The following is a 19,975-nucleotide window of genomic DNA, read 5'->3' as shown; positions in this document are numbered from 1 at the left end:
TCAAGGCAGATGAGGAAGGGGCGGCCGCTCTTGACGCCGTCCGTAGCATAGTTCGACGCATCGCCGCGAGTTTTAGTCGAGGAGATGTCAACGTATTTAGAGGTAGTTCTCCAAGTGAACCTGACAGCAAGGCACTCGGGGAAAGCGGCTCAAAAAAAAAGCCTAGTTTGATTGACGATCATTTCGCAGCGCGTCGGCAAGACGATGCCGCTCAAGATGCGCCTGGCCCTAGGCCAACTCAGGTACCCCTAAGGTCGACAAAGCAAGTCCCCCTGCGGAAGGAGCCGCCGGCAGAAAAACCGTCGAGAGGCGATGAGGAGCTCGACGGCGAACTTGTCCATATCAATCGTGTGGCGAAGGTGGTGAAAGGCGGTAAGCGATTCGGCTTTGCCGCGCTGGTAGTTGTCGGCGATCGTCAGGGGCGGGTCGGCTTCGGCCACGGTAAGGCACGAGAAGTCCCCGAAGCCATTCGCAAAGCCACGGAGGCTGCTAAACGCCACCCCAGGCGCGTTGCCCTCCGAGACGGACGCACTTTACACCACGACATTTCGGGCCAGCATGGCGCTGGTCGCGTTCTGCTCCGTTCTGCTCCGGCCGGGACTGGCATCATCGCCGGCGGTCCGATGCGCAAGGTATTTGAAGTCCTAGGGATTCAAGACGTCGTTGCGAAATCGATTGGTTCCTCCAATCCATACAACATGGTCCGCGCAACTTTCGATGCATTGGAACATCTGGAATCGCCTCGTGAAATTGCAGCGCGTCGTAATATTCGTGTCTCGACGCTATTGCAGCGCGCGGCACAACATTAGCATCTGCACGAGGCGAGACCGGTCGATTCAGTCCGCCTCCGCATCTAAAGGCGGCTAAGTTTCATCACTTCGCTTCCGCCACTTACCTGTTACCTTTCGTTCGATCGCAAGAGGGCAAAATGACAAGTCCGCTGGCGCCTGGGCCTTACGCGCTTTCTGGCGTCGAAATGGAATGTTGGATTGTACGATATGATGAGCAGGGGATCTGCTGCTCACCCAAGACTCGGGACGCCTGTCTAGCCAGGATTACCGAGCATAAAGACCGGCCCGTCATTCTGTTTTCCCATGGTTGGAATAACGACTTTTCTGATTCGACCGACTTGTACCGAAGGTTTTTGATAGAGTTCGAAGCAGTGCTGAAAACCTACCCTCTCGGCGAAACGCCTCCGGTTTTCGTAGGAGTGACTTGGCCCAGTATCTGGCTTCCCTCAGACGAAGGTCCTCAAATGGCTGCCGACGGAAGCCACTCGTCGAGGCAGCCGGATTACCAACAGCTTGTCCTCGCGATCGGGAAGAAAATCGGCGATGAATCCCATCGCGCGCGGCTTTACGAATTGCTCGAATCTGAAACGTTGCACGGTGAGGATGTTCGAGAACTTGCGCGACTCATCATTCCAACGCTCCACCTGCACCAGGAGGAGGGGCCTTACGCTGCCGCCGGAGAGGAAGTCGTGCTGGGGGCGCTCGCTACTCTTCAGGGCAAAAGTCAGTCGATAGCGCGAGAATATGATGACGTAGATGATATCGGCCTTGCGGGGGATGGGCCTATACCTCGGGACATACGGACTGCGGGTCTATTGGATTACCTCGATCCCAGGAATGCGATGCGACTGGCGTCACTGTACCTCATGAAGGATCGGGCAGGAACGGTTGGAAGAAACGGCATTGCCTTGTTTCTTACCGATCTGCTGGGCCGTACAGAAGCTCGATTGCATCTTGTCGGGCATTCATTCGGATGCAAGGTCATTCTTGCCGCGCTGGCCGCAAACGCAAAGCCGAGCCGCAAAGTAAGCTCGGTCTTGTTGTTGCAACCAGCTGTCTCTCATCTGAGTTTCGCGTCTGAGGTGCCGGGGCGTGGTCTTCCTGGTGGGTATAGCCGCGTACCGGATAGCGTTGAAAAGCCAATATTCTGCACTTACAGCGCTCAGGATTTTCCGCTCCACACAGTCTACCATTTAGCGATGCTCAGATCTCGAGATTTAGGCGAGATCAAGATGGCTGGGACACGGGCGCCGACATCGACTACGGCTGGAGCCCCTCCCAACGTCTACGCGGCCCTGGGGGGCTATGGCCCGCGGGGCTGTGGCGAGATATTGATCGACCCGATCCCCGATATCGGCGAGCTGTTCCGCTATCAGGCTGACACACGCATCGTTGGTTTGGATGGATCGGCTTGGAAAAGGATCGGCGGGCACGGTGGCATCGCCAATCGCTATACCGCGTGGGCGCTCCGTAGCCAAATGGCGGACTAGTCCCGCCGTCGATCATAAACGAAGCGAGTCCTTTGAACGATGGCAGAGTCGTCCGGGCGCCCTCCAAGTTTGACCGCTAACGCATGGAATGGGCGAGCGTCCGTGGGCTCGCCTCTGCTCTCTGAGACACCGTGGGAGTTGGCGCCAAATTTGTTGCCAGGGAGGATCACGACCCTAGCGGCGCCAGTCTTGTCAGACCAAAGGGACTGGAGAGATCCAGACGTCGGTTGGGGGCTGGTGCTTCCTGACAACGACGCTTTTTCCGTGTCAGCAAAGGCCACAGCGGACGATGCGCCCGAACCGATCCAGCGCCTCGTAAAGAGCCGAGAGAATAGTGTCGTGTTGCGATCGCGTGGGAGCTCGCAGTATCTAAGGAGGTATCACTCTGACGGTACGAACTACGACCTTTCAATTCGCAGTTCGCGATACGGAGTAGGCACCAAGTGCCTACCGCGTTATCTCTTAATTTACGGAAGTCCACGCGTCATTCCGTGGGCGGTCCAATATGCGCTCAATATGTCGACTTATGTCGGGCGGATCGACCTGACGGACGCGCCTCTAGAGCGATATATCGACGCCCTAATGAATGACTGGCGTGATCAGCGATGTGACCCTAGAGCACCTGTTATCTGGGCCGTGGATCATGGAAGCGGGGACATTACCCGGCTCATGGCTCGAACTATCGCCGAAAAGTTGCGCGACAAATTCAACGCTAATGATGATCTGATCGGCCGAAGATTTCTGACCGGAGCGGATGCGACGGCGAGCAATCTCATCAACTCTCTAGTCGAGTTGTCGCCTGCACTGGTAGTTACTACGAGTCATGGAATGACGGGGGCCGTCGATAAGCCAGACCAAATCGCGAAGCAACTCGGCGGTTTCGTTGACTGCAATCATTCCGTAATGACGGGCGAGCATTTCGACGCATGGGCGCCGTCAGGTGCGATTGTATACTCACATGCCTGTTGCTCCGCTGGAGCAGATTCAATTTCGCGATACCAAGATTTATTTCCAAAGGGCAGCTCAGTCGAAGCAACGCTCAATTCGATCGCGACAGCGACGGGGGCGGTCGTCGCGCCCTTGCCAAGACATCTTCTAGGTCTAGAGAGGCCAATCCGGGCGTTCGTTGGGCATGTTGAACCTACATTCGACTGGACACTGCGAGATACGGCGAACAACCAAATGATGACGCATGTAATCAACCGAGCCCTCTGCGAGCGGCTATATCATAAGTATGAACGTAATCCGATCGGCTGGGCAATCGAAGAGGTCTACAACGAGGCCGGCAGTTTCTTTGCTTCCTGGTCGGCCGCCGTAGCCGATGTTACCAAGCAGCTGCCGGGAGCTCGGGACAAAGCGCTCTACGATCAATTGGTCGCAATGGACAGACAGTCGACCGTGATATTGGGCGACCCGACTGTTTCTCTTTGCCCGATGTGAGCTTTATTGATCCTCGGCAGATGCCGCCTAGGTTACTAAGATGCAAAACAGCAGAGCCCCGCGTGAGCCGGGCGCTGCCTCACGTTTGCGACGAAACCGCCCTTGGAGTGGGTCGGATTACAGGCCATCCGGCCATCCCGGAGTCCTCCGGTTAGCTTCTTCGTACGCATCCGGTAAAGACCCTGGCGGATCTGTCGTTTCCGTTTGGTCTGGGTTTGCCGCAAGATGGTTTTGATGTTCAGTCCAGGGTTGGTGGTTCCCTTAGAGTCAAGTTTGGGTCAATCCGAGCCGGATAGCTGTGATCGTGTCTCCATCGGAGTCCTTTGAGGTGATCCCGCAAGCTCGTCCTTGATCCCGTGGGTTCGGCATTTTTCACAGGGCGGGAAAGATTGACGTCTTTTGCGCCATAATGACGTTGAACCCGTTGGCCAAGTCTCTATTTTCAAAGCAGGAGATCTATCATTTTGAAGTCGACCCGCGACAGTCCAAACATACTGGTACAGCCGAACGTCAAGCGGCGTGCGGTCTTGGAAACGGCACAGAAACTTGGTCTGCTCGGTGGCGAAAACCGTCGGATCGGCGGCCGCGTTTGCCAAGATCTGGTGGCAGCTGCGAAGAAAAAATCCGGCATATCGTCCGACACCGAGCTTATCGAGTACGCGCTGGCGGAGGTGGCGCTCGAAGACGACTTCGGCACGAGACTCATCCTTCGCAAAGGCCAGGTCGCGAAAAACGTCGACCTTGAGTTTTGATCTGCTCCGTGCGCTGCGGCGGATCAAGCGGCATCGCACTGCGACCGCGATTCACCGTCGCCATGCGAGTCGTGGAGACGACGCATCTCTGAAAGCTTGCTTGAAAGTATGCATTTGTCATCTTTGCCGGACAGTTGATTGGGCTCAAGCAGCGTGAGCGACGTTCTGCGGAGCCTGTGGGTCGATATCATTGAGCTTGGCGGTGGCGGTAAGGCTGTAGATGGCAGCCGCACGCCGGCCGCCCTCATCGGAGCCGGCGAAGGTCCATTTTTTTCGCCCCACGGCGAGCGCCCGGAGCTCGCGCTCGGCAGCGCGTATCCATCCGAGCTAGGCCGCGGACAGGGGCTCACCGATTCAAGGGGTTGAGGAGTTCCGGGTCTTCCTTGTGCATCCTGATGAGCTCGGTCAGGTTCTCGATGCCGAAGTCGGTGAACGCCATGACCTGGTCGTCACCTATGCCGTAAACCCAGATGACGCCATCCTCTGTGTCCATTCCGTTGGCCACGTCCCAGAGCCAGTCCTCGTCTTCTCCAAGGTCCTTGGCGACCCGACTGATGGTGAAGACGGCATAAACCTTGTTGACGTGCATGGCTATCCTCGCCCGCATCGCTGCCCATCCGGCTCATCGGCTGGACGAACTTCTGCCCTGGAGTTGGACGCCGGCATCAGCACTGTCCTCTCGAGCGGCATGACCACGCACGTCAACAAGGTCCATCACGTCACCACCATTACCAAGGTCGCCAAGGACCTCGGCGAAGATGTAGATTGGCTGTGGGACATCGCCAACGAAATGGAAATCGAGGACGGCGTCATCTGGGTCTATGGCGTCGGAGAAGACGGCGTCCAGGCGTTCACCGACTTCGGCATCGAAAACCTCATCGAGCTGATCAGGTTCTACAAAGAGAACCCAGGACTGCTCAAGCGCTAACCCTGCGGCCTACGCCGAATGGATACCTCCTGACGCACAGGCGCTCCTGTGGAGCAAGACCGTTGATCTCACGTTCAATGGCGAACAGGACATCGATGCGCTTGATCGCCTCGGCCGCGATCGGCGCCTTGCTGAGCCGCGTGAGATCAAAGAACTTTCGTCTGCCGTGCGCCCAGCACGCGGCCTCGATGATCGGGCCGTCCTTGCGATTGGCCTCGTAGAGCCTGCCGAAACCGGCGTAGGCGTCGGCCTGCATCAGTCCGGCATAGCCGGCCAGATGCTGCTCCGGATGTGCACCGCCACGATCGGGCGAGTAGAAGAACACGGCCGCCGGCGGATCTGGGCCGGCAAACGGACGGTCGTCGCGCACGTAAGTCCAGAGCCGGCCGGTCCGGGTCTTGCCCTTGGCCAGGACCGGCACCGTGGTGTCATCCGCGTGGATGCGCTCGGCGGCGAAGATGTGGCTCCGGATCGCATCGACCAGAGGCATCAGGGTTGCCGCGGAGGCACCTACCCAGTCCGCGAGCGTCGATACGTCGAGGTCGATGCCTTCACGCTGGTAGACGTCGCTCTGACGATGAAGCGGCAGGTGCAGGCCGTACTTGGCGAACAGGACATGGGCCAGCAGCTTGGGCCCTGCACCCGCACGCCCGAAGCGATGGGGATCACCGTAGGCGTCCATCTGCCAGCGCCGCCGCCGGCCTGTATCCACTACTTCGAGCCGTTCGACTTGGGCACTGCGCCTATCACTGTCCATAAGGACAGTTCTCAACAATACGCCTCATTCGGCAAGGCGGCCTTCACCGGACGGATACGCTTCTTCGCCGCGTTGACGTCGGCATTGGACAGCACTCATTCGGCCGCCCGCAGTAGATCGTCTGGTGCGTCGCCAGGAGATACCCACAGCGGCCAACCTCGCTTTTCTCGGAATTTGATACGCCGCTCCAGTCTCTCGTCGCCGTAACGTTTCCGGAATATCTCTTCGAGCATATGATCGCGATCCAATAGCAGCGGATCCTCTGCGATTGCGCGAGCAGCCCAGCTGTCGCACCAGTCGATCCATGCCCGCATCATTTCGCGTTTTCGTCCAATCTGTGGGTCGGAGGAGTAAAACTGGCCAGTCACGTCGTTGGGTTCGATTCCCTCGAGGTGGTCCAGAATGAGCGACGCTTCCCTACGCCTGAATCCAAGATCGCGTTCTCCGTAAGTAGCGAGCGCGTACCGAGCGGCATGGGGAGAGAAGCTGACGCCAGGCATGCATGAAAAGTAGTCGTTGAAGAGGCCAGCCTCCGCATGTCGTCGGTTCGACTTCGTGCGCGTCGCCGCGGGAAACAGCCAACCTTCGCTGCCCTCAAAATCTGAAAGACGATCCAGACGATCGACGGCACGAGCTGCGAATCCAATACAAGGGACAAGATGGGAGCGCTTGCCGCGCTTCGTTCCGCTCTTTCGGAAATAGGGTGGCACGTACCATGCCTCTTCGCCGAGCACCTCCTGATACTTCCGGAAACGCATTCTATGGGCGCCCGTGATCGCGCGCCGGCGCTGGCACGTTCCGATCATCAGCTCAATGCCAAGGCAGATGCGCTCGGGAAAATAGCTTTGTCGTGCCATAACGAGAGCTCGCCCGATCTCGATCTCGGGTGGTGCGTCGCCTTGCTCGTCTTCCGGATCGAATGCTTCTTCCCCAACTTCGATGCGAGTCCGCAGAGGGGCTTGCAGCTTAGCCATTCTGGCATCTTCCACGTTCGTTTGGTCTTGGCGTACGGCTTCAGCAAGCCAATTCCAAAAACGTTTGATTACCCGGACCATGCCCTCCGACATGGATTCGGCTCCGCGCGCGTGGACCTCAGCGATGGCCGCGGCCATCTCGTTCCGTGTGATGGTATTGACCATGCGGTCGTCGAAGCGCGACAGCTCACGGGGTTGCAGCTTCTTGCAATAGTCCCGGTGTGTGGCTTCGCGATTTGCGCGCTCTACGTCGGCCAAAAACTCCTTCTTGGCCTTCTGCCACGTCCAGGAGGGCTTTGGACGCGCCGCCTCATGCTTTAGGTAGGTTTCGACGGATAGGCCGGCGGCACGGGCGGCGAGAAAATTGGCGGGGTTTTGGCCCTTGCGGGCCATTTCGCTGACGGTGTTTGCCAGTGCGCGGGCATCGTCCAGCGACAGGCCCCCAATGCTCTCAGCACCCTCTACGACGAGACCGAGGTCATAGCGCTTTTGGTTGCCATGCAGCATGACCCGCACCGACCAACGGACCGTCGTAGGCTTCACACGCAGCTGTAATCCGTGGCTCTTCGAGTCCGTCTTGTCATACCGCTCCTTGCCCTCGCGCTGATGGCGCAGAGCGGTTCGCACGGTCTTGAGGCTGAGCAACTCTGGCACTTTTCGTTCCGGGTCAAGAGCAGCTTTGTTCGCAAGCTGGGTCAGTCCTGGGTCAAAGAATGTCCAACCTGACCCGGAGTCAAGATGAGGCCCAACGATAGCGCGGGAGGGAGCTGATTCTAGGTTAAGTCTTTGGAATCCTTGGGAAGCTAACTGCGGATCACTTCCCAATCCTTGTGTTTGGAGAAGCTGATTTCCATGACCCAGGGTAACTGTAAATCAGCCGCCTCATGGCTTCGCAGGTTCGAGTCCTGCCTCCCCCACCAGCCTTCGCTCGCTTCGCGAGCTACGGCTCGGCAGGCCGGGAAAACTCCATCGTAGCGAAGTGAGTGAAGGCTGCCACGCCATAGCCCGAAGGGCGACGGCTCGGCGAGGCATGAGGCGCTTCGCGACACACGGCTCAGCAGGCCGGGAAAACTCCATCGTAGCGAAGTGAGCGAAGGCTGCCACGCCATAGCCCGAAGGGCGACGGCGGGCTGTATCGGCGAGGCATGAGTCGCTTCGCGAGCTACGGCCCGGCAGGCCGGGAAAACTCCATCGTAGCGACGTGAGTGAAGGCTGCCACGCCATAGCCCGAAGGGCGACGGCGGGCTGTATCGGCGAGGCATGAGGCGCTTCGCGACCCACGGCTCGGCAGGCCGGGAAAATTCCATCGTAGCGAAGTGAGCGAAGGCTGCCACGCCATAGCCCGAAGGGCGACGGCGGGCTGTATCGGCGAGGCATGAGGCGCTTCGCGACCCACGGCTCGGCAAGCCCGGAAAACTCCATCGTAGCGACGTGAGCGAAGCTAGGCCACAGCCCGCTCATCCATTCGACACCCGCTTCTTCACCCTATCCGCGCAAACAGCTCCAGCCGCCGCCGGCGTTCCGTTGCTCGGCCCGCGAGTGCAATGGTAGATTGCGCCATTTCATGATTGAGCCGTTTCAGAGGATATGAAGAAAATTTTGCACTGGGACGCTTCTGCAGGAGATGACCCGGCGCTGATGGTTGCCTGCGCTGTCTTGCTCGGGGTCTCGATCCTGGTTTCGATACCGGCATTTGTCGGTGGTGGCGGCCAGGCCGGAATCGATTTTTCATGTTTCTGGGGCGCGGGCGCGATGGCGCTCGAAGGCCATGCGGCGGCGGCCTACGATTGGGAGCAGCTGCATCAGCAACTTGTTCTCCGGCTGCAATCCCTCAATCACGCTCCGTATCCTTACGATCAGGTACCGGTTCCGTTCTTTTATCCGCCGGTGTTTTTCCTGGTTGTGGCGCCGCTGGCGCTGCTGCCGTTTCCGATCGCGTTCTGGGTCTGGAGCGCAGCGAAGCTGTCTTGCTGGCTGCTCGTCGTTCATGCCATCCGGCCGCGCTCCGCCGCGCTGCTGCTGGCACTCGCTGCTCCGCCAGTATTCTACGACTTCATTTCCGGCCAAAGCGCACTGCTCGCCGCATCGCTGCTCGGCGGCATCCTGCTGACATTGGACAGGCGTCCGCTTCTCAGTGGAATCCTGATCGCGCTGCTCATCTTCAAACCTCAGTATGGCGTGCTGCTTCCCTTCGTGCTGATCGCCACCGGACGTTGGCGCGTCGTCATCACCGCCGCCCTGGCGATTCCGGTCCTCCTGCTGCTCGCCGGGCTGATCTTCGGTTGGGATACCTTCGATGGATTCCGCGCCGCCGCCACCTTCGCCACGACGCAATTCCACCTCAGCGGCGCGCTGCCGTGGTACAAACTTCAGAGTATCTATGGGCTCTTGAGAGACGCCGGCCTCGGCTACGGTTTGGCGATGGCGGTCCACGTCGCCATCGCATCGGTCGTCGCGATCGGGGTGCTGATCCTGTGGCGCGGCCATGTCAGCTTCGCAGTAAAGGCCGCAAGCCTGCTGGCGGCAACGCCGCTGATTTCACCTTACTTCGCGATCTACGATATGCCGGTCCTGATGGTCGCGCTGGTGTTTCTCATGAACGCCAGCGCGGGCCGCCTCGCGTCGCGTTCGGGTCGAAGCGCCTTCCGGATCGCTGTCAGCGTCGTCTTCGTATTGGGATACGCTTTCCCGTTCGTGCGCACGCCTCTCGGCCCCATGATGTGCGCAACCGTGATCGCGCTGATCTGGACGAGATACCGGCAAGAGGCCGGCGAGACAGCTACAGGCGAGGGATTGCGAAAATCTGCAACCGTTGGAGGCTAGTGTCCTGATCGCGAACAGTCCGCGGCGAAGATCATCACGATCAGCCGTCCTGGTGCGCCGGCGGCGTTGCCGTGCCGGGCACAGCCTCCGCGCCAACCGGGCGCCTGGTGCCCGACGGATCGTCGCGCTTGAGCATCGAGGCCCAGGCGAAAAATGGATAGGCCAAAAGCGCCAGGTATCTCGTGGGCATCGGATGATCGACGCCGAATGCCGTCGGCTTCTGCCCTTCCGGAAGATAGAGGCTGCCGAACAGCACATCGTAGAACGAGAACAGCCCGGCGTAGTTCTTGTCCCTGGCTTCCTGCTCGCTGCTGTGGTGCCAGTGATGAAACTCCGGCGATACCAGGACGTGGCGTAGCGGGCCGTAGCCCAGGCGCACGTTGGCGTGCGCGAGCCAGGACTGCCAGTAGTAGATCGCAAGATAGGTCCCGATCGCCTCCGCGGAGAAACCGAGCGCGAACAGCGGAAACAGCGAACCAACCTTCATGAAGGTCACGTCAAGCGGGTGCTGGTGGATCGCGGCGAGCCAGTCCAGCTCTTCGACGGCGTGATGAACGGCATGGATGCGCCACATGGCGGGCACGACATGCAGGATGCGGTGGGTCCAGTAGACGCCGAGATCCCCGATCACGATCGCGATGGGCGCCTGAGCCCAATACGGGAGATCGCTGACCGCCTGCTTGACGGCCGAGGGCAGGATCGATTGATTGACCAGCGTCGCCAGTGCGATGATCGCGGTCACGCCGACGAACACCAGCCAGCCGTTGAGAAACAGGAAGGCCATATCGGTCGAAAGACCACGCCTGAAGATCTTCTGCTGCCTCGCTGCAAAGAGTTGCTCGAACGGCACGAAGATCAAGGGCGCCAGCAAAAGCTGATATTGTTCCAATAACTCGCGCATTCAAATGGCCACATGAAATGGCGACAGCCTACCACCCCGGTCCCCGATGCCGTCAATCGGAAACCAAACCCGGGTTGTGGGAGCGTTAATCAGCATCCCGTGCCGCTACGGGGATCACCGGTGTCCGGGAGCCGGGTTCGTCCGCATGCCCCAATCCCACCGCGTCACTCCATCCTTGCGAACATCTCCACCAGCGTCTCGCGCAGCCAGCGTTGCGCGGGGACGGTGTCGTTGCGCTGGTGCCAGAACAGGCTGACGATGCGCGGCGGCGCCGGCAGTGGCACCGGCATGGCGTGCAGATGGGGCGCGTGGCGGGACTGGGCGCTGAGATCGCGCGGCAGCACGGCGATCAGGTCGGACTGGCGCACGATCTCGTAGGCGGCATTGTAGTGGTTGACGGTCGCGACCAGATTGCGCGACAGCCCGCGCGAGGCGAGAAACTGGTCGTAGGTCGGCAGCGTCTTGCCGGCGAGGCTGACATCGACATGCTTGGCGGCAAGGAAGCTCCGCGTGTTGAGCCGCTTCTGCCTGGCCAGCGGATGGTCCCGCCGCATCATGCAGGCATATTCGACGGTCCACAGCGAGCGTGAGCGGATCACGGCCGGCGGCTGCTGCGCCTCGTTGACATAGACGCTCAGCACGCAATCGACGCGGTTGTCCTCGAGCCGGTCGCCGATCTCCAGGATGGTGTTGGGCACGGTGTGGATGCGCGCGGACGGCGCCACTTCACTGAAGCGGTTGAGCAGCCGCGGCATCACCAGCGAGGCCACGTAGTCGGACATCGACAGGATGAATTCGGCCTGGGTCTGTCGCGGATCGAAGGCGTCCTCATCGAGGGCGTGGCGGACATGTTCAAGGGCATCGCCGATCGGCTGCCACAGCGCCACGGCGCGCTGCGTCGGGCGGATCCCGCTCGAGCTGCGCACGAACAGGGGATCGCCCAGCGCGTCGCGCAGCCGCGCGAGCGCGTTGCTGACCGCGGGCTGCGTCATGGTCAGCGCGCTGGCGGCGCGCGTGACGCTGCCCTCGGTCATCAGCGCCTCGAAGACTTTCAGCAGGTTGAGGTCGAGCGTGCGGAAGGACACGAGCAATATTCACAAGGGTGATGTGCCAGATAACGATTATAAATTATTCGGATAATATTGGTTTGTCTATCATTCCCCGGCTGCCCCTGTGGCGCGTGCCGCCGCGGGGCGAGGGGGGACTTTCATGTCGATGATCTCGGCGCGCATCGAGCGCCTGCCGTTCGCGCGATTCCACGTGCACCTGCTGCTGATGGGCGGCCTCGGCTATCTCTTTGACGCGATGGATGCCGCCGTGCTGGCGTTCATCCTGCCGGTGCTCCGCACCGCCTGGGGGCTGACCAATGTGGAGACCGGCGTGCTCGGCAGCAGCACCTTCGTCGGTTATCTGTTCGGCGCGCTGCTCGCGGGGACGCTGGGCGACCTGATCGGCCGCCGCGCGGTGATGATGTCGGCGCTCGCGCTCTACAGCGCGGCCTCGCTGGTCAGCGCGGCGGTGGATAGCTGGCCGGCGTTCTTTGCCGCCCGCGTCGTCGCCGGCATGGGCACCGGCGCGGAGAGCGCGATCATCGCGCCTTACCTCGCCGAGTTCGTGGCGCGGCGTTACCGCGGCGCCTTCACCGGCGCGCTGGCGGGCTTCTTCTCGTTCGGCTTCGTCGCCGCCGCCTTGCTCGGCTATTTCATCGTGCCCGCCTATGAGAACGGCTGGCGCATCGTGCTCGTCATCACGGCTATACCGGTCGTGATGCTGCTGTGGTGGCGGAGATCGCTGCCGGAATCGCCGCGCTGGCTGGAAAGCCGGGGCAGGGCGAAGGAGGCCGAAGCGGTGCTCGACCGGATCGAGGCCGGCTTCGCGCGCGAGGGCCGCGCGCTGCCGCCGGCGGTAGCCGAGCCAGCCGCGCCAGTCGCCTCGTCGGGAACGCTGGTGAGCAATTTTGCCGCGCTGCTCGCCGGCCGGCAGGCGCGCATCACCACCATGACCTGGATCATGTGGCTGTCGATCACCTTCAGCTACTATTCCTTCTTCGTCTGGATTCCCGGCCTGCTGGTGCAGAACGGCATGAGCATCACCAAGAGTTTTGGCTATTCGCTCGCGATGTATTGCGCGCAGGTGCCGGGCTATTTCACCGCCGCTTTTTTCAATGAGCGGATCGGACGGCAGGCGACGATTGCGACCTATATGCTGCTCGGCGGCGCCAGCGCGCTCGGGCTCGCCTTTGCCAAGAGCGATGCGGAGATCATGGCGGCCGGCCTGCTGCTGTCGTTCTTCATGAACGGCACCTATGCCGGCGTCTATGCCTACACGGCCGAAGTGTTTCCGACATCGATCCGGACCACGGGGGCGGGGCTCGCATCCGCGATCGGCCGGATCGGCGCGATCGCAGCGCCGATCCTGGTCGGCTACCTCTATCCGAATTTCGGCTTTGCCGGTGTGTTCGGCGTCACCACGTCCGTTCTCCTGATTGGCGCGCTGACCGTCGTGCTGATGGGCGTGCCGACGCGCGGCCGGTCGCTGGAAGACATCGCAAGCGAAGCCGCGTGATCATACGAGCTACGCGCTGACAGGAGACCTTTCATGTCCACCATCCTCTTCAAGAATGCCGCGCTGCTCGATCCGCTGCGCTCCGATCTGCTTGAGGGACACCACGTGCTGGTCGAGGACCGCCTGATCAAGGAGGTGTCGGACCGGCCGATCGAGGCTTCCGCCGATCGGGTCATCGACCTCAAGGGCAAGACGCTGATGCCCGGCCTGATCGACCTGCATGTCCATGCGGTCGCGGTCGAGCTCGATTTGTCGCAGCAGGCGCGGATGGCCAACGTGCTGGTGACGCTGCGCTCGACCATGCTGTTGCGCGGCATGCTGAAGCGCGGCTTCACCACCGTGCGCGATGCCGGCGGCGCCGGCTATGCGCTGAAGCAGGCGATCGACACCGGTCTCACTGATGGCCCGCGGCTGTTCGTCTCCGGCCGCGCGCTCAGCCAGACCGGCGGCCACGGCGACGGGCGCGCCCGCTCGGACTATCTGGCCGACCCGACCTGCTCCTGCTGCGTGCGGGTCGGCGCCATCGCGCGCGTCGTCGACGGCGTCGATGCGGTGCGCAAGGCGGTGCGCGAGGAGCTGCAGATGGGCGCCGACCAGATCAAGATCATGGCGTCCGGCGGCGTTGCGTCGCCGACCGATCCGATCGGCGCCTACGGCTATTCCGAGGACGAGATCCGCGCCATCGTCGCGGAGGCGAGAGCGCGGCACACCTATGTGCTGGCGCATGCCTACACGGCGGAGGCGATCGAGCGGGCAATACGCTGCGGCGTGCGCACCATCGAGCACGGCAATCTGATCGACCTTCCGACCGCGCGGTTGATGGCCGAGCAGGGCGCCTATGTGGTGCCGACCCTGGTCACCTATGAGGCGCTGGCCAATGAGGGCGCGAAGTACGGCCTGCCTGCGGCGAGCGTCGCCAAGATCGCCGACGTTCGCGACGCCGGGCTGCGCTCGCTCGCGATCTACCGCGAGGCCGGGGTCAAGATGGGATTTGGCACCGATCTGCTCGGACCGTCGCAGCGGCTGCAGAGCGACGAGTTCCGGATCCGCGCCGAGCTGATCGGCCCGCAGGCAGTGATCGCCAGCGCGACCATCATCGGCGCCGAGGTGCTCGGCATGGAAGGCAAGCTCGGCCGCATCGCGCCGGAGGCGTTCGCCGACCTGCTGGTAGTCGAGGGCAACCCGCTGCGCGACGTGGGTTGCCTGCTCGGCCAAGGCGAGCACATCCGGCTGGTGATGAAGGCCGGCAAGGCCGAGGTCGACCGGCTGGACGGTTAGGGCGGGAAGGGGGTAGGCTGAATCGATACGATTTCTGAATAATGGAATCGTACCGCTGATTTGCCCGACGAGTCAAGTTGCGGTGTCGCCGGACAGTTGCCGTGTCCGCCGGCACCTTTGCATGGGGTTGTTTTCGATATTTTGGCAGTGCGTCCGTCCTCACCACACCACGCGCAGTGCAGGACAGGGCGGGCATTCAGAGCCCTGACCACCGGTACGCCCGATCACGTTACCGCTGGTGGCGTTGACGTTGCCGGGCAGAAGCACGACATATCGCGTGCCGATCCCACCTGCCGCTCCGGAGCAAGCCATGAACGCCCCCAACATCGAGTCCGTCACGCCGCAGTCTGGCGGCGACGTGGTGGCCTGGCTGACCAACGAGACCCGCGACGAGCGCTTCATCGACAATATCTTCGCCGAGCTTTGCATCCGGTTGCAGGGCAGGGGCATCCCGCTCAAGCGGGCGACGATGAATCTGCTGATCCAGCATCCGCAATGGCTCGGCGCCCGGATCATCTGGGGCGACGGCAAGCGCGAGGCCGAGATCACGCGGGTCGACTACGAGGTCAGGGAGCGCTCGGAATATATCGGCAGCCCGGTCTACGAAATCCACCAGGGCGCTGGCGAAGTGCGCGAGCGGCTCGAACGGGCGCCTGGCCGCACGCATGCGCTCTTTGACGAGATGCGCGCGCAAGGCCTGACCGACTATGTGGCGTGGCCGCTGCTGCATACGCTCGGCAAGCGGCATGTCGTGACCTTCGCGACCGACCGGTCCGGCGGTTTCGATGACGCTGACATCGCCGAGCTGCGCAAGGTGCTGCCGGTGCTGGCGCTGGTCAGCGAAATCCGGATGAAGAACCGCCTGGCGCGGACGCTGCTCGAGACCTATGTCGGCACCCATGCTGGCGAGATGATCCTGGCGGGTGCGACGCGGCGGGGCAGCGGCACCACGGTCCGCGCCGCGATCATGATCTGCGACCTCAGGGACTTCACCCGGATCTCGGACTCCTGGCCGCGCGACGATGTCATCGATCTCCTCAACGACTATTTCGACGCGATGTCGGAGCCGATTGCGCGGCACGGCGGGGAAATCCTGAAATTCATCGGCGACGGTCTGCTTGCGATTTTCCCGCTCAGCGATCCCAGGGCCTGCGCCAACCTGCTGCACGCGGTGTCCGAGGCGCGGCAGGCGATGGCGGCGCTGAGCGAAAAGAACAGCATGATGGGCCGGGCGCCGATGAATTACGGCATCGGCGTCCATGTCGGCGACGTCATGTACGGCAATATCGGATCGCGCAGCCGGCTCGACTTCACGGTGATCGGCCCCGCGGTGAACATGGCCTCGCGGCTCGAGGCTCTGACCAAGCAGTTGGGACGAAACGTGCTGCTGTCGCGCGCCTTCGCCGATCTGGTCTCGCACGATTTCGCGCTCGAGCATGTCGGCGAGCATTTGGTGCGCGGTTTCAGCGAGCCGATCGAGCTGTTTGCCTATCGGGGCTGAGGCTCGATTGGCCAGCGTGACGTGCGGCGCACGCACCGGCTAAGACGGCCCAATGTCCAAAGGCTCCTGCCGTTAAGGAGATCGGCCGGACAGGTTTACTCTCGGTGCGCGCAGTAATTGCTGCTCGGCATAGTTGGCCAGACGATCGTACTCTTCGGCGATCTTCAGAAGATTCGCACGTGAGTTTTGGTATCTGAACAACTCCGCCTTGGCACGTGTCTTGGCGGCTCGATCCCGCCAATAGCCGGCGTTGGTCATGACGTTCTCGACCATGGTGCTTCCCCCTTTCTCAGGGATTGCCCATAGACCAACGTCGCCGCGACAAGTCCGCTCCCCGAGGAACCCGGAACTGGCGTTCACGCATGAAGAGTCACTGAAACATTCCGTTTGTTCCAGACGAAATTTATTCAAGCTGGATTCACACCCGTTATTTTCCGAAACGCCGGATCGCGCGAATCTTCGGATGCTGGGCAGGCTTTTTCATTAAGGAAATTTTTCAAGGCCCAGAGGGTCCGCCCTGATTATCGACACCGGCGGTTCGCCGTGAGCATGGGAATAGGACGGCCCCGGCAACGCGAGATGCCGGGGCCGTTTTCCCTTGGTGCCGGGAATTCAGATCGAGGTGATCTTCTGCGCCGGCGCAGCGCGCTCAACGAAGCCCTTGGCGAGGGCGTGATAGACGCCTTCCTTGCAGATCAGGCGCGAGCTCGCGTGCGCAATCAGGGCCGCGGTCATCAAGGGCACGACCATCGCGTGATTGTCGGTCATCTCGGTGACGATCACGAAGGCGGTGATCGGTGCCTGAACTACGCCGGCGAAATAGGAGACCATGCCGAGCAGCATGATGGCCGACAGCGGCGCGCCGTGAAACAGCGGCGCGATGTTGGAGCCGAGCCCGGCACCGACCGCGAGCGAGGGCGCGAAGATGCCGCCCGGCATGCCGCTGATCGAGGCGAACGTGGTCGCGAGGAATTTCCAGACGCTGAAGCTCGCCGGCAATTGTGCGCCGGCTTCGAGCGCGGATTTGACCTGCTGATATCCCGTGCCATAGATCGCGCCGTCGGACGCAATTCCGCAAATCGCAGCCGCTAATCCGCAGATTGCGGCAAAACCGACTGGATAGCGCTTGATCGCGCTTCCGACCGGATTGGCAAACCCGCGTGCCATTGTGATCAGGATGCGACTGAACAGGCCGCCCGCAAGACCTCCGGCAACGCCGCAGAGCGGGACCGCGAGCCAGTCGGTGCCGTTGCGCAGGGCCGTCGCGCTGGTGCCGAAATACGTATAGTTGCCCATCAGCGCGAGCGAGGTCAGGCCGGCGGCGATCACCGCGCCGATGATCAGGCTGCTGGTTCTCGTCTCGAAGGCACGGCTCATTTCCTCGATGCCGAACACGATCCCGGCCAGCGGGGTGTTGAAAGCGGCCGCGACACCAGCGGCCGCGCCGGCAAGGATCAGGCCGGGCTGGCGCCGCGGCGAGAAGCGGCCGAGCGCAAACATGATCGAGGCGCCGATCTGCACCGTCGGTCCCTCGCGCCCGACCGACGCGCCACACAACAGGCCGAACAGAGTCAGCAGGATCTTGCCGGCGGCAACGCGCAGCGAAACCAGGCTTTCGCGCGCGGTCTGGTCGGTCAGATGGCGTGCGGCGATCGCCTGCGGGATTCCGCTGCCTTGCGCGTTCTGAAAGAAGCGGTTGGTCAGAAACACCGACAGCGCGAACCCGGCCGGCGTGAGCACCAGCGAGGCATAATGGAAACGGGATACCACCGCGCCGAACGCGATCTGCGCCAGATCGGCGAGCTGTGCCAGCGCGACGGCCGCCGCGCCGACCGCAATGCCGCCCAGCAAGAACAGGGCGCGGCGCTGCCAACGCGCGGAGACCAGTCTGAACAGCCGCCTCTGGCGGTTGGAGGGGAAGGTCATTCTGACGAGTTCTGGCTCATGTCGTGGTCCGATACGCAGCGGATCACGTCATTCCTAGCACGCGTCGGCGGTATGCGAAGCTGAAGAAATCAGCACGGTGTGCCGGCGCAGCCGCCAAACTCCAGGGCCGAAATCCGCGATACCGCCTGAGGCCTCAATCTTCGGCGATCTCCGGGAGGCTCGCGCGTGAGTTTTGGTGTCTGAACGACTCCGCCTTGGCGCGTACTTTCCCGCCGTGACGCATGGTTGAGGGACGCGGAAAATCTGGCACAAACTGCACTTTGCGCGGCTTCCGCTGCGGCGTATTTTGATCGCCCCATTGAAGGGCGCATGTCATGTCCGAAGTGATTGTTCGAGCGGGCATCGTCGTATTGGGACTTTGCCCAATCGCAATGGTTGCCGTTGCTCTGTTCATTTGATGGAAGCCCACCTGGCCCGACCGCGCCAACCGGGCCGGTAGACGGCCCCAGCGCCTGCCCTCCCAGGCCCCCATAGGTTGCTGGGGCCACTCAACAAGGAGGCCGCCGGTTGGCGGCCTCGTTCTTTGCCTGGTACCGATTTGGGTGCGTCACCGGGATCATTGCCGCGCGAAGACATGGGGCGCTGAATCGAAAAGGGCCGTCGCATCGGCGGCCCTTTTCTGCAAATGCTCTGCAAAGAACGGTAACGCCGGCAGGGTTGGTATTACGACCGTCCTATCTGTCCAGAAATCCGGATCAGTACGGTGTTCCTGCGGTGGAACTCTTGGTCTGCGGATGCGTATCCGACGATCATGATGGGGCACCAGAGAGGGTGCCGCACCCATCAGGACATTCGCCTTGGGGAATCAGGACATCCCATGTCGCCGCGCTTCGCCAAGCATCATGTTGAGCATCGAGATGTGCTCGGCCGTGAGCTGCCGCTGCATGAGGCTCACGGCCCATCCTTCCGGGATCGCGTCCAGGCGCGCCGTCCAGGAACCGACGCGGCGGAGCATGATTGTCACAGGTTCGGTGCTGTCCCTGCCGGCAGCGCCTGGACGATCAAGGTAAACTCGCGGCCCCAGCTTGTACCCCCCTCGCTGGGGCCGTTTCTTTGGGGTGGATGCGCGGCGCATTCAAGCAGCGATGGTCCCGCCGCCTATCTCCGGCGGCGCTGCTTTCTCGGAAACAGCCGGTCGCGGATGTAGCGGGAGGTCGGCGTCAGGCGAAGGCCCCGCGGCTTCTGCCAGGCGGCGCGGTCGATCTCCTTCTTGTCGCCGATCGCCAGTCGGCCCTTGGCGTTCTTGGCGATGAAGATCGCGTCGCTCATCCTGCGGCCAGAACGCTTGTTCCTGGCGGTCACTTCCTTCCACAGGCTAAGCCTGCCGAGCTTGAGCTTCGGCAGCTCCTCCTTGATCTCGCGCTTGAGGCAATCCTTCCCGGTCTCGCGCGCGCGCCTGCGCCCGCCGGGGAACATCCACAGCCCGTCAGATCGGCGTCTAACCAGAAGAACCTTGCCGCGCTTCGCGGCTACCAGCTTGGAGGACTTGGGCATTGGAGTACTTGGGCATTTGCTGCGCAATGATCGAAATAGAATCGACCCATTTTAACTTGTCTATTTGTGTAGACAAGTTCGATGCCGCATTGTTCCACAGTCGTATGTCGGCCGTTTGTCTTTGACGGCTGCGATCCTCGCCGCGCGCGGTCGGCCGCGGCTTCTTGATCTCGCTTGATGTCCGGTACCTCACGTTGAATTCGTGAAAGCTGTTACGGCCGGTGACTGCAACTCACCCGGTTGCGTCGTGATAACGATACCCATGACGGACGGCTTTCGCTGCTTGACTCAATGTTCTTGTTTTGTTCTAATTGCCCTCCACCGGGAATTGGAG

Annotated in this window: 17 protein-coding genes and 2 pseudogenes; 9 read left to right on the top strand and 10 right to left on the bottom strand. The window is 61.7% G+C overall.

Annotated features, from left to right (window positions below; translation table 11 throughout):
- The first annotated feature begins 272 nt into the window (after positions 1-272).
- The 4 genes from rpsE (at position 273) to ACVMIH_RS11440 (ending at position 4,473) form a co-directional block, all read left to right on the top strand.
- Entirely contained in the window at positions 273-809 is a 537-nt protein-coding gene (gene rpsE, locus ACVMIH_RS11455; protein WP_456866442.1) for a 30S ribosomal protein S5, read from the top strand.
- A gap of 119 nt (positions 810-928) precedes the next feature.
- A complete protein-coding gene (locus tag ACVMIH_RS11450; RefSeq protein ID WP_456861725.1) occupies positions 929-2,281 on the top strand; it encodes a hypothetical protein in 1,353 nt (450 codons plus the stop codon).
- A gap of 516 nt (positions 2,282-2,797) precedes the next feature.
- Positions 2,798-3,721 carry a hypothetical protein gene (locus tag ACVMIH_RS11445; protein WP_456861724.1) on the top strand — a complete coding sequence of 308 codons (924 nt, stop codon included), beginning with the start codon at positions 2,798-2,800 and terminating at the stop codon, positions 3,719-3,721.
- A gap of 461 nt (positions 3,722-4,182) precedes the next feature.
- The gene (locus ACVMIH_RS11440) at positions 4,183-4,473 is read left to right on the top strand and encodes a hypothetical protein (protein WP_456866440.1); all 291 of its coding nucleotides are present in this window, start codon (positions 4,183-4,185) and stop codon (positions 4,471-4,473) included.
- 171 nt (positions 4,474-4,644) lie between these two features.
- Here ACVMIH_RS11440 and ACVMIH_RS11435 read toward each other — a convergent pair.
- Both ACVMIH_RS11435 and ACVMIH_RS11430 read right to left on the bottom strand, forming a co-directional pair.
- Positions 4,645-4,785: pseudogene (locus ACVMIH_RS11435) on the bottom strand (IS66 family transposase); the annotation flags it as partial.
- A gap of 34 nt (positions 4,786-4,819) precedes the next feature.
- Positions 4,820-5,062: a hypothetical protein gene (locus ACVMIH_RS11430; protein WP_456861722.1), complete on the bottom strand. Its 243-nt coding sequence runs from the start codon at positions 5,060-5,062 to the stop codon at positions 4,820-4,822.
- Between the two features lie 99 nt (positions 5,063-5,161).
- Between ACVMIH_RS11430 and ACVMIH_RS11425 the strand changes: the two genes are divergently transcribed.
- A complete protein-coding gene (locus ACVMIH_RS11425) occupies positions 5,162-5,401 on the top strand; it encodes a hypothetical protein (RefSeq protein WP_456861720.1) in 240 nt (79 codons plus the stop codon).
- Positions 5,402-5,426: 25 nt separating this feature from the next.
- Here ACVMIH_RS11425 and tnpC read toward each other — a convergent pair.
- Both tnpC and ACVMIH_RS11415 read right to left on the bottom strand, forming a co-directional pair.
- Positions 5,427-6,062: pseudogene (gene tnpC / locus ACVMIH_RS11420) on the bottom strand (IS66 family transposase); the annotation flags it as partial.
- Positions 6,063-6,253: 191 nt separating this feature from the next.
- Positions 6,254-7,786 (bottom strand): integrase arm-type DNA-binding domain-containing protein, encoded by a 1,533-nt coding sequence (locus ACVMIH_RS11415; protein WP_456861718.1) that lies wholly within the window; start codon positions 7,784-7,786, stop codon positions 6,254-6,256.
- A 1,098-nt stretch (positions 7,787-8,884) separates the two neighbouring features.
- On the opposite strand from ACVMIH_RS11415, the gene ACVMIH_RS11410 reads away from it, so the two are divergent.
- Positions 8,885-9,955, top strand: a complete 1,071-nt coding sequence (locus tag ACVMIH_RS11410; protein ID WP_456861716.1) for a glycosyltransferase family 87 protein — start codon at positions 8,885-8,887, stop codon at positions 9,953-9,955.
- A 40-nt stretch (positions 9,956-9,995) separates the two neighbouring features.
- Here ACVMIH_RS11410 and ACVMIH_RS11405 read toward each other — a convergent pair whose 3' ends face one another.
- Both ACVMIH_RS11405 and ACVMIH_RS11400 read right to left on the bottom strand, forming a co-directional pair.
- Positions 9,996-10,856 (bottom strand): sterol desaturase family protein, encoded by an 861-nt coding sequence (locus ACVMIH_RS11405; protein WP_245311717.1) that lies wholly within the window; start codon positions 10,854-10,856, stop codon positions 9,996-9,998.
- Between the two features lie 164 nt (positions 10,857-11,020).
- Positions 11,021-11,947, bottom strand: coding sequence for a LysR family transcriptional regulator (locus ACVMIH_RS11400; RefSeq protein ID WP_057019614.1), 927 nt, complete (start codon positions 11,945-11,947; stop codon positions 11,021-11,023).
- A 118-nt stretch (positions 11,948-12,065) separates the two neighbouring features.
- Between ACVMIH_RS11400 and ACVMIH_RS11395 the strand changes: the two genes are divergently transcribed.
- From ACVMIH_RS11395 to ACVMIH_RS11385, 3 genes are all read left to right on the top strand, one after another.
- Complete coding sequence (locus ACVMIH_RS11395; protein WP_057019613.1) at positions 12,066-13,421, top strand: MFS transporter; 1,356 nt, start codon at positions 12,066-12,068, stop codon at positions 13,419-13,421.
- Between the two features lie 33 nt (positions 13,422-13,454).
- Positions 13,455-14,699 carry a metal-dependent hydrolase family protein gene (locus ACVMIH_RS11390; RefSeq protein ID WP_057019612.1) on the top strand — a complete coding sequence of 415 codons (1,245 nt, stop codon included), beginning with the start codon at positions 13,455-13,457 and terminating at the stop codon, positions 14,697-14,699.
- Positions 14,700-15,009: 310 nt separating this feature from the next.
- Positions 15,010-16,200: an adenylate/guanylate cyclase domain-containing protein gene (locus tag ACVMIH_RS11385; RefSeq protein ID WP_076831515.1), complete on the top strand. Its 1,191-nt coding sequence runs from the start codon at positions 15,010-15,012 to the stop codon at positions 16,198-16,200.
- Positions 16,201-16,272: 72 nt separating this feature from the next.
- Here the strand turns inward: ACVMIH_RS11385 and ACVMIH_RS11380 are convergent, their stop codons facing one another.
- The 4 genes from ACVMIH_RS11380 to ACVMIH_RS11365 form a co-directional block, all read right to left on the bottom strand.
- The gene (locus ACVMIH_RS11380) at positions 16,273-16,473 is read right to left on the bottom strand and encodes a hypothetical protein (RefSeq protein WP_057019610.1); all 201 of its coding nucleotides are present in this window, start codon (positions 16,471-16,473) and stop codon (positions 16,273-16,275) included.
- Between the two features lie 339 nt (positions 16,474-16,812).
- Complete coding sequence (locus tag ACVMIH_RS11375) at positions 16,813-18,126, bottom strand: chloride channel protein (RefSeq protein ID WP_057019609.1); 1,314 nt, start codon at positions 18,124-18,126, stop codon at positions 16,813-16,815.
- Between the two features lie 826 nt (positions 18,127-18,952).
- Entirely contained in the window at positions 18,953-19,102 is a 150-nt protein-coding gene (locus ACVMIH_RS11370; protein WP_158074226.1) for a hypothetical protein, read from the bottom strand.
- 143 nt (positions 19,103-19,245) lie between these two features.
- Positions 19,246-19,641 carry an NUDIX hydrolase gene (locus ACVMIH_RS11365; protein ID WP_026192922.1) on the bottom strand — a complete coding sequence of 132 codons (396 nt, stop codon included), beginning with the start codon at positions 19,639-19,641 and terminating at the stop codon, positions 19,246-19,248.
- Between the last annotated feature and the right edge of the window lie 334 nt (positions 19,642-19,975).

The organism is Bradyrhizobium sp. USDA 4503, assembly GCF_054055815.1.
This window is presented reverse-complemented; position numbering and strand designations above follow the sequence as displayed.

Coding starts and splice junctions, on each gene's coding strand:
- ACVMIH_RS11450 (WP_456861725.1), top strand. CDS start 929: ATGACAAGTCCGCTGGCGCCTGGGCCTTACGCGCTTTCTGGCGTCGAA.
- ACVMIH_RS11445 (WP_456861724.1), top strand. CDS start 2,798: ATGTCGACTTATGTCGGGCGGATCGACCTGACGGACGCGCCTCTAGAG.
- ACVMIH_RS11430 (WP_456861722.1), bottom strand. CDS start 5,062: ATGCACGTCAACAAGGTTTATGCCGTCTTCACCATCAGTCGGGTCGCC.
- ACVMIH_RS11425 (WP_456861720.1), top strand. CDS start 5,162: ATGACCACGCACGTCAACAAGGTCCATCACGTCACCACCATTACCAAG.
- ACVMIH_RS11410 (WP_456861716.1), top strand. CDS start 8,885: ATGGCGCTCGAAGGCCATGCGGCGGCGGCCTACGATTGGGAGCAGCTG.
- ACVMIH_RS11405 (WP_245311717.1), bottom strand. CDS start 10,856: ATGCGCGAGTTATTGGAACAATATCAGCTTTTGCTGGCGCCCTTGATC.
- ACVMIH_RS11395 (WP_057019613.1), top strand. CDS start 12,066: ATGTCGATGATCTCGGCGCGCATCGAGCGCCTGCCGTTCGCGCGATTC.
- ACVMIH_RS11390 (WP_057019612.1), top strand. CDS start 13,455: ATGTCCACCATCCTCTTCAAGAATGCCGCGCTGCTCGATCCGCTGCGC.
- ACVMIH_RS11385 (WP_076831515.1), top strand. CDS start 15,010: ATGAACGCCCCCAACATCGAGTCCGTCACGCCGCAGTCTGGCGGCGAC.
- ACVMIH_RS11380 (WP_057019610.1), bottom strand. CDS start 16,473: ATGGTCGAGAACGTCATGACCAACGCCGGCTATTGGCGGGATCGAGCC.
- ACVMIH_RS11375 (WP_057019609.1), bottom strand. CDS start 18,126: ATGACCTTCCCCTCCAACCGCCAGAGGCGGCTGTTCAGACTGGTCTCC.
- ACVMIH_RS11370 (WP_158074226.1), bottom strand. CDS start 19,102: ATGCTCCGCCGCGTCGGTTCCTGGACGGCGCGCCTGGACGCGATCCCG.
- ACVMIH_RS11365 (WP_026192922.1), bottom strand. CDS start 19,641: ATGCCCAAGTCCTCCAAGCTGGTAGCCGCGAAGCGCGGCAAGGTTCTT.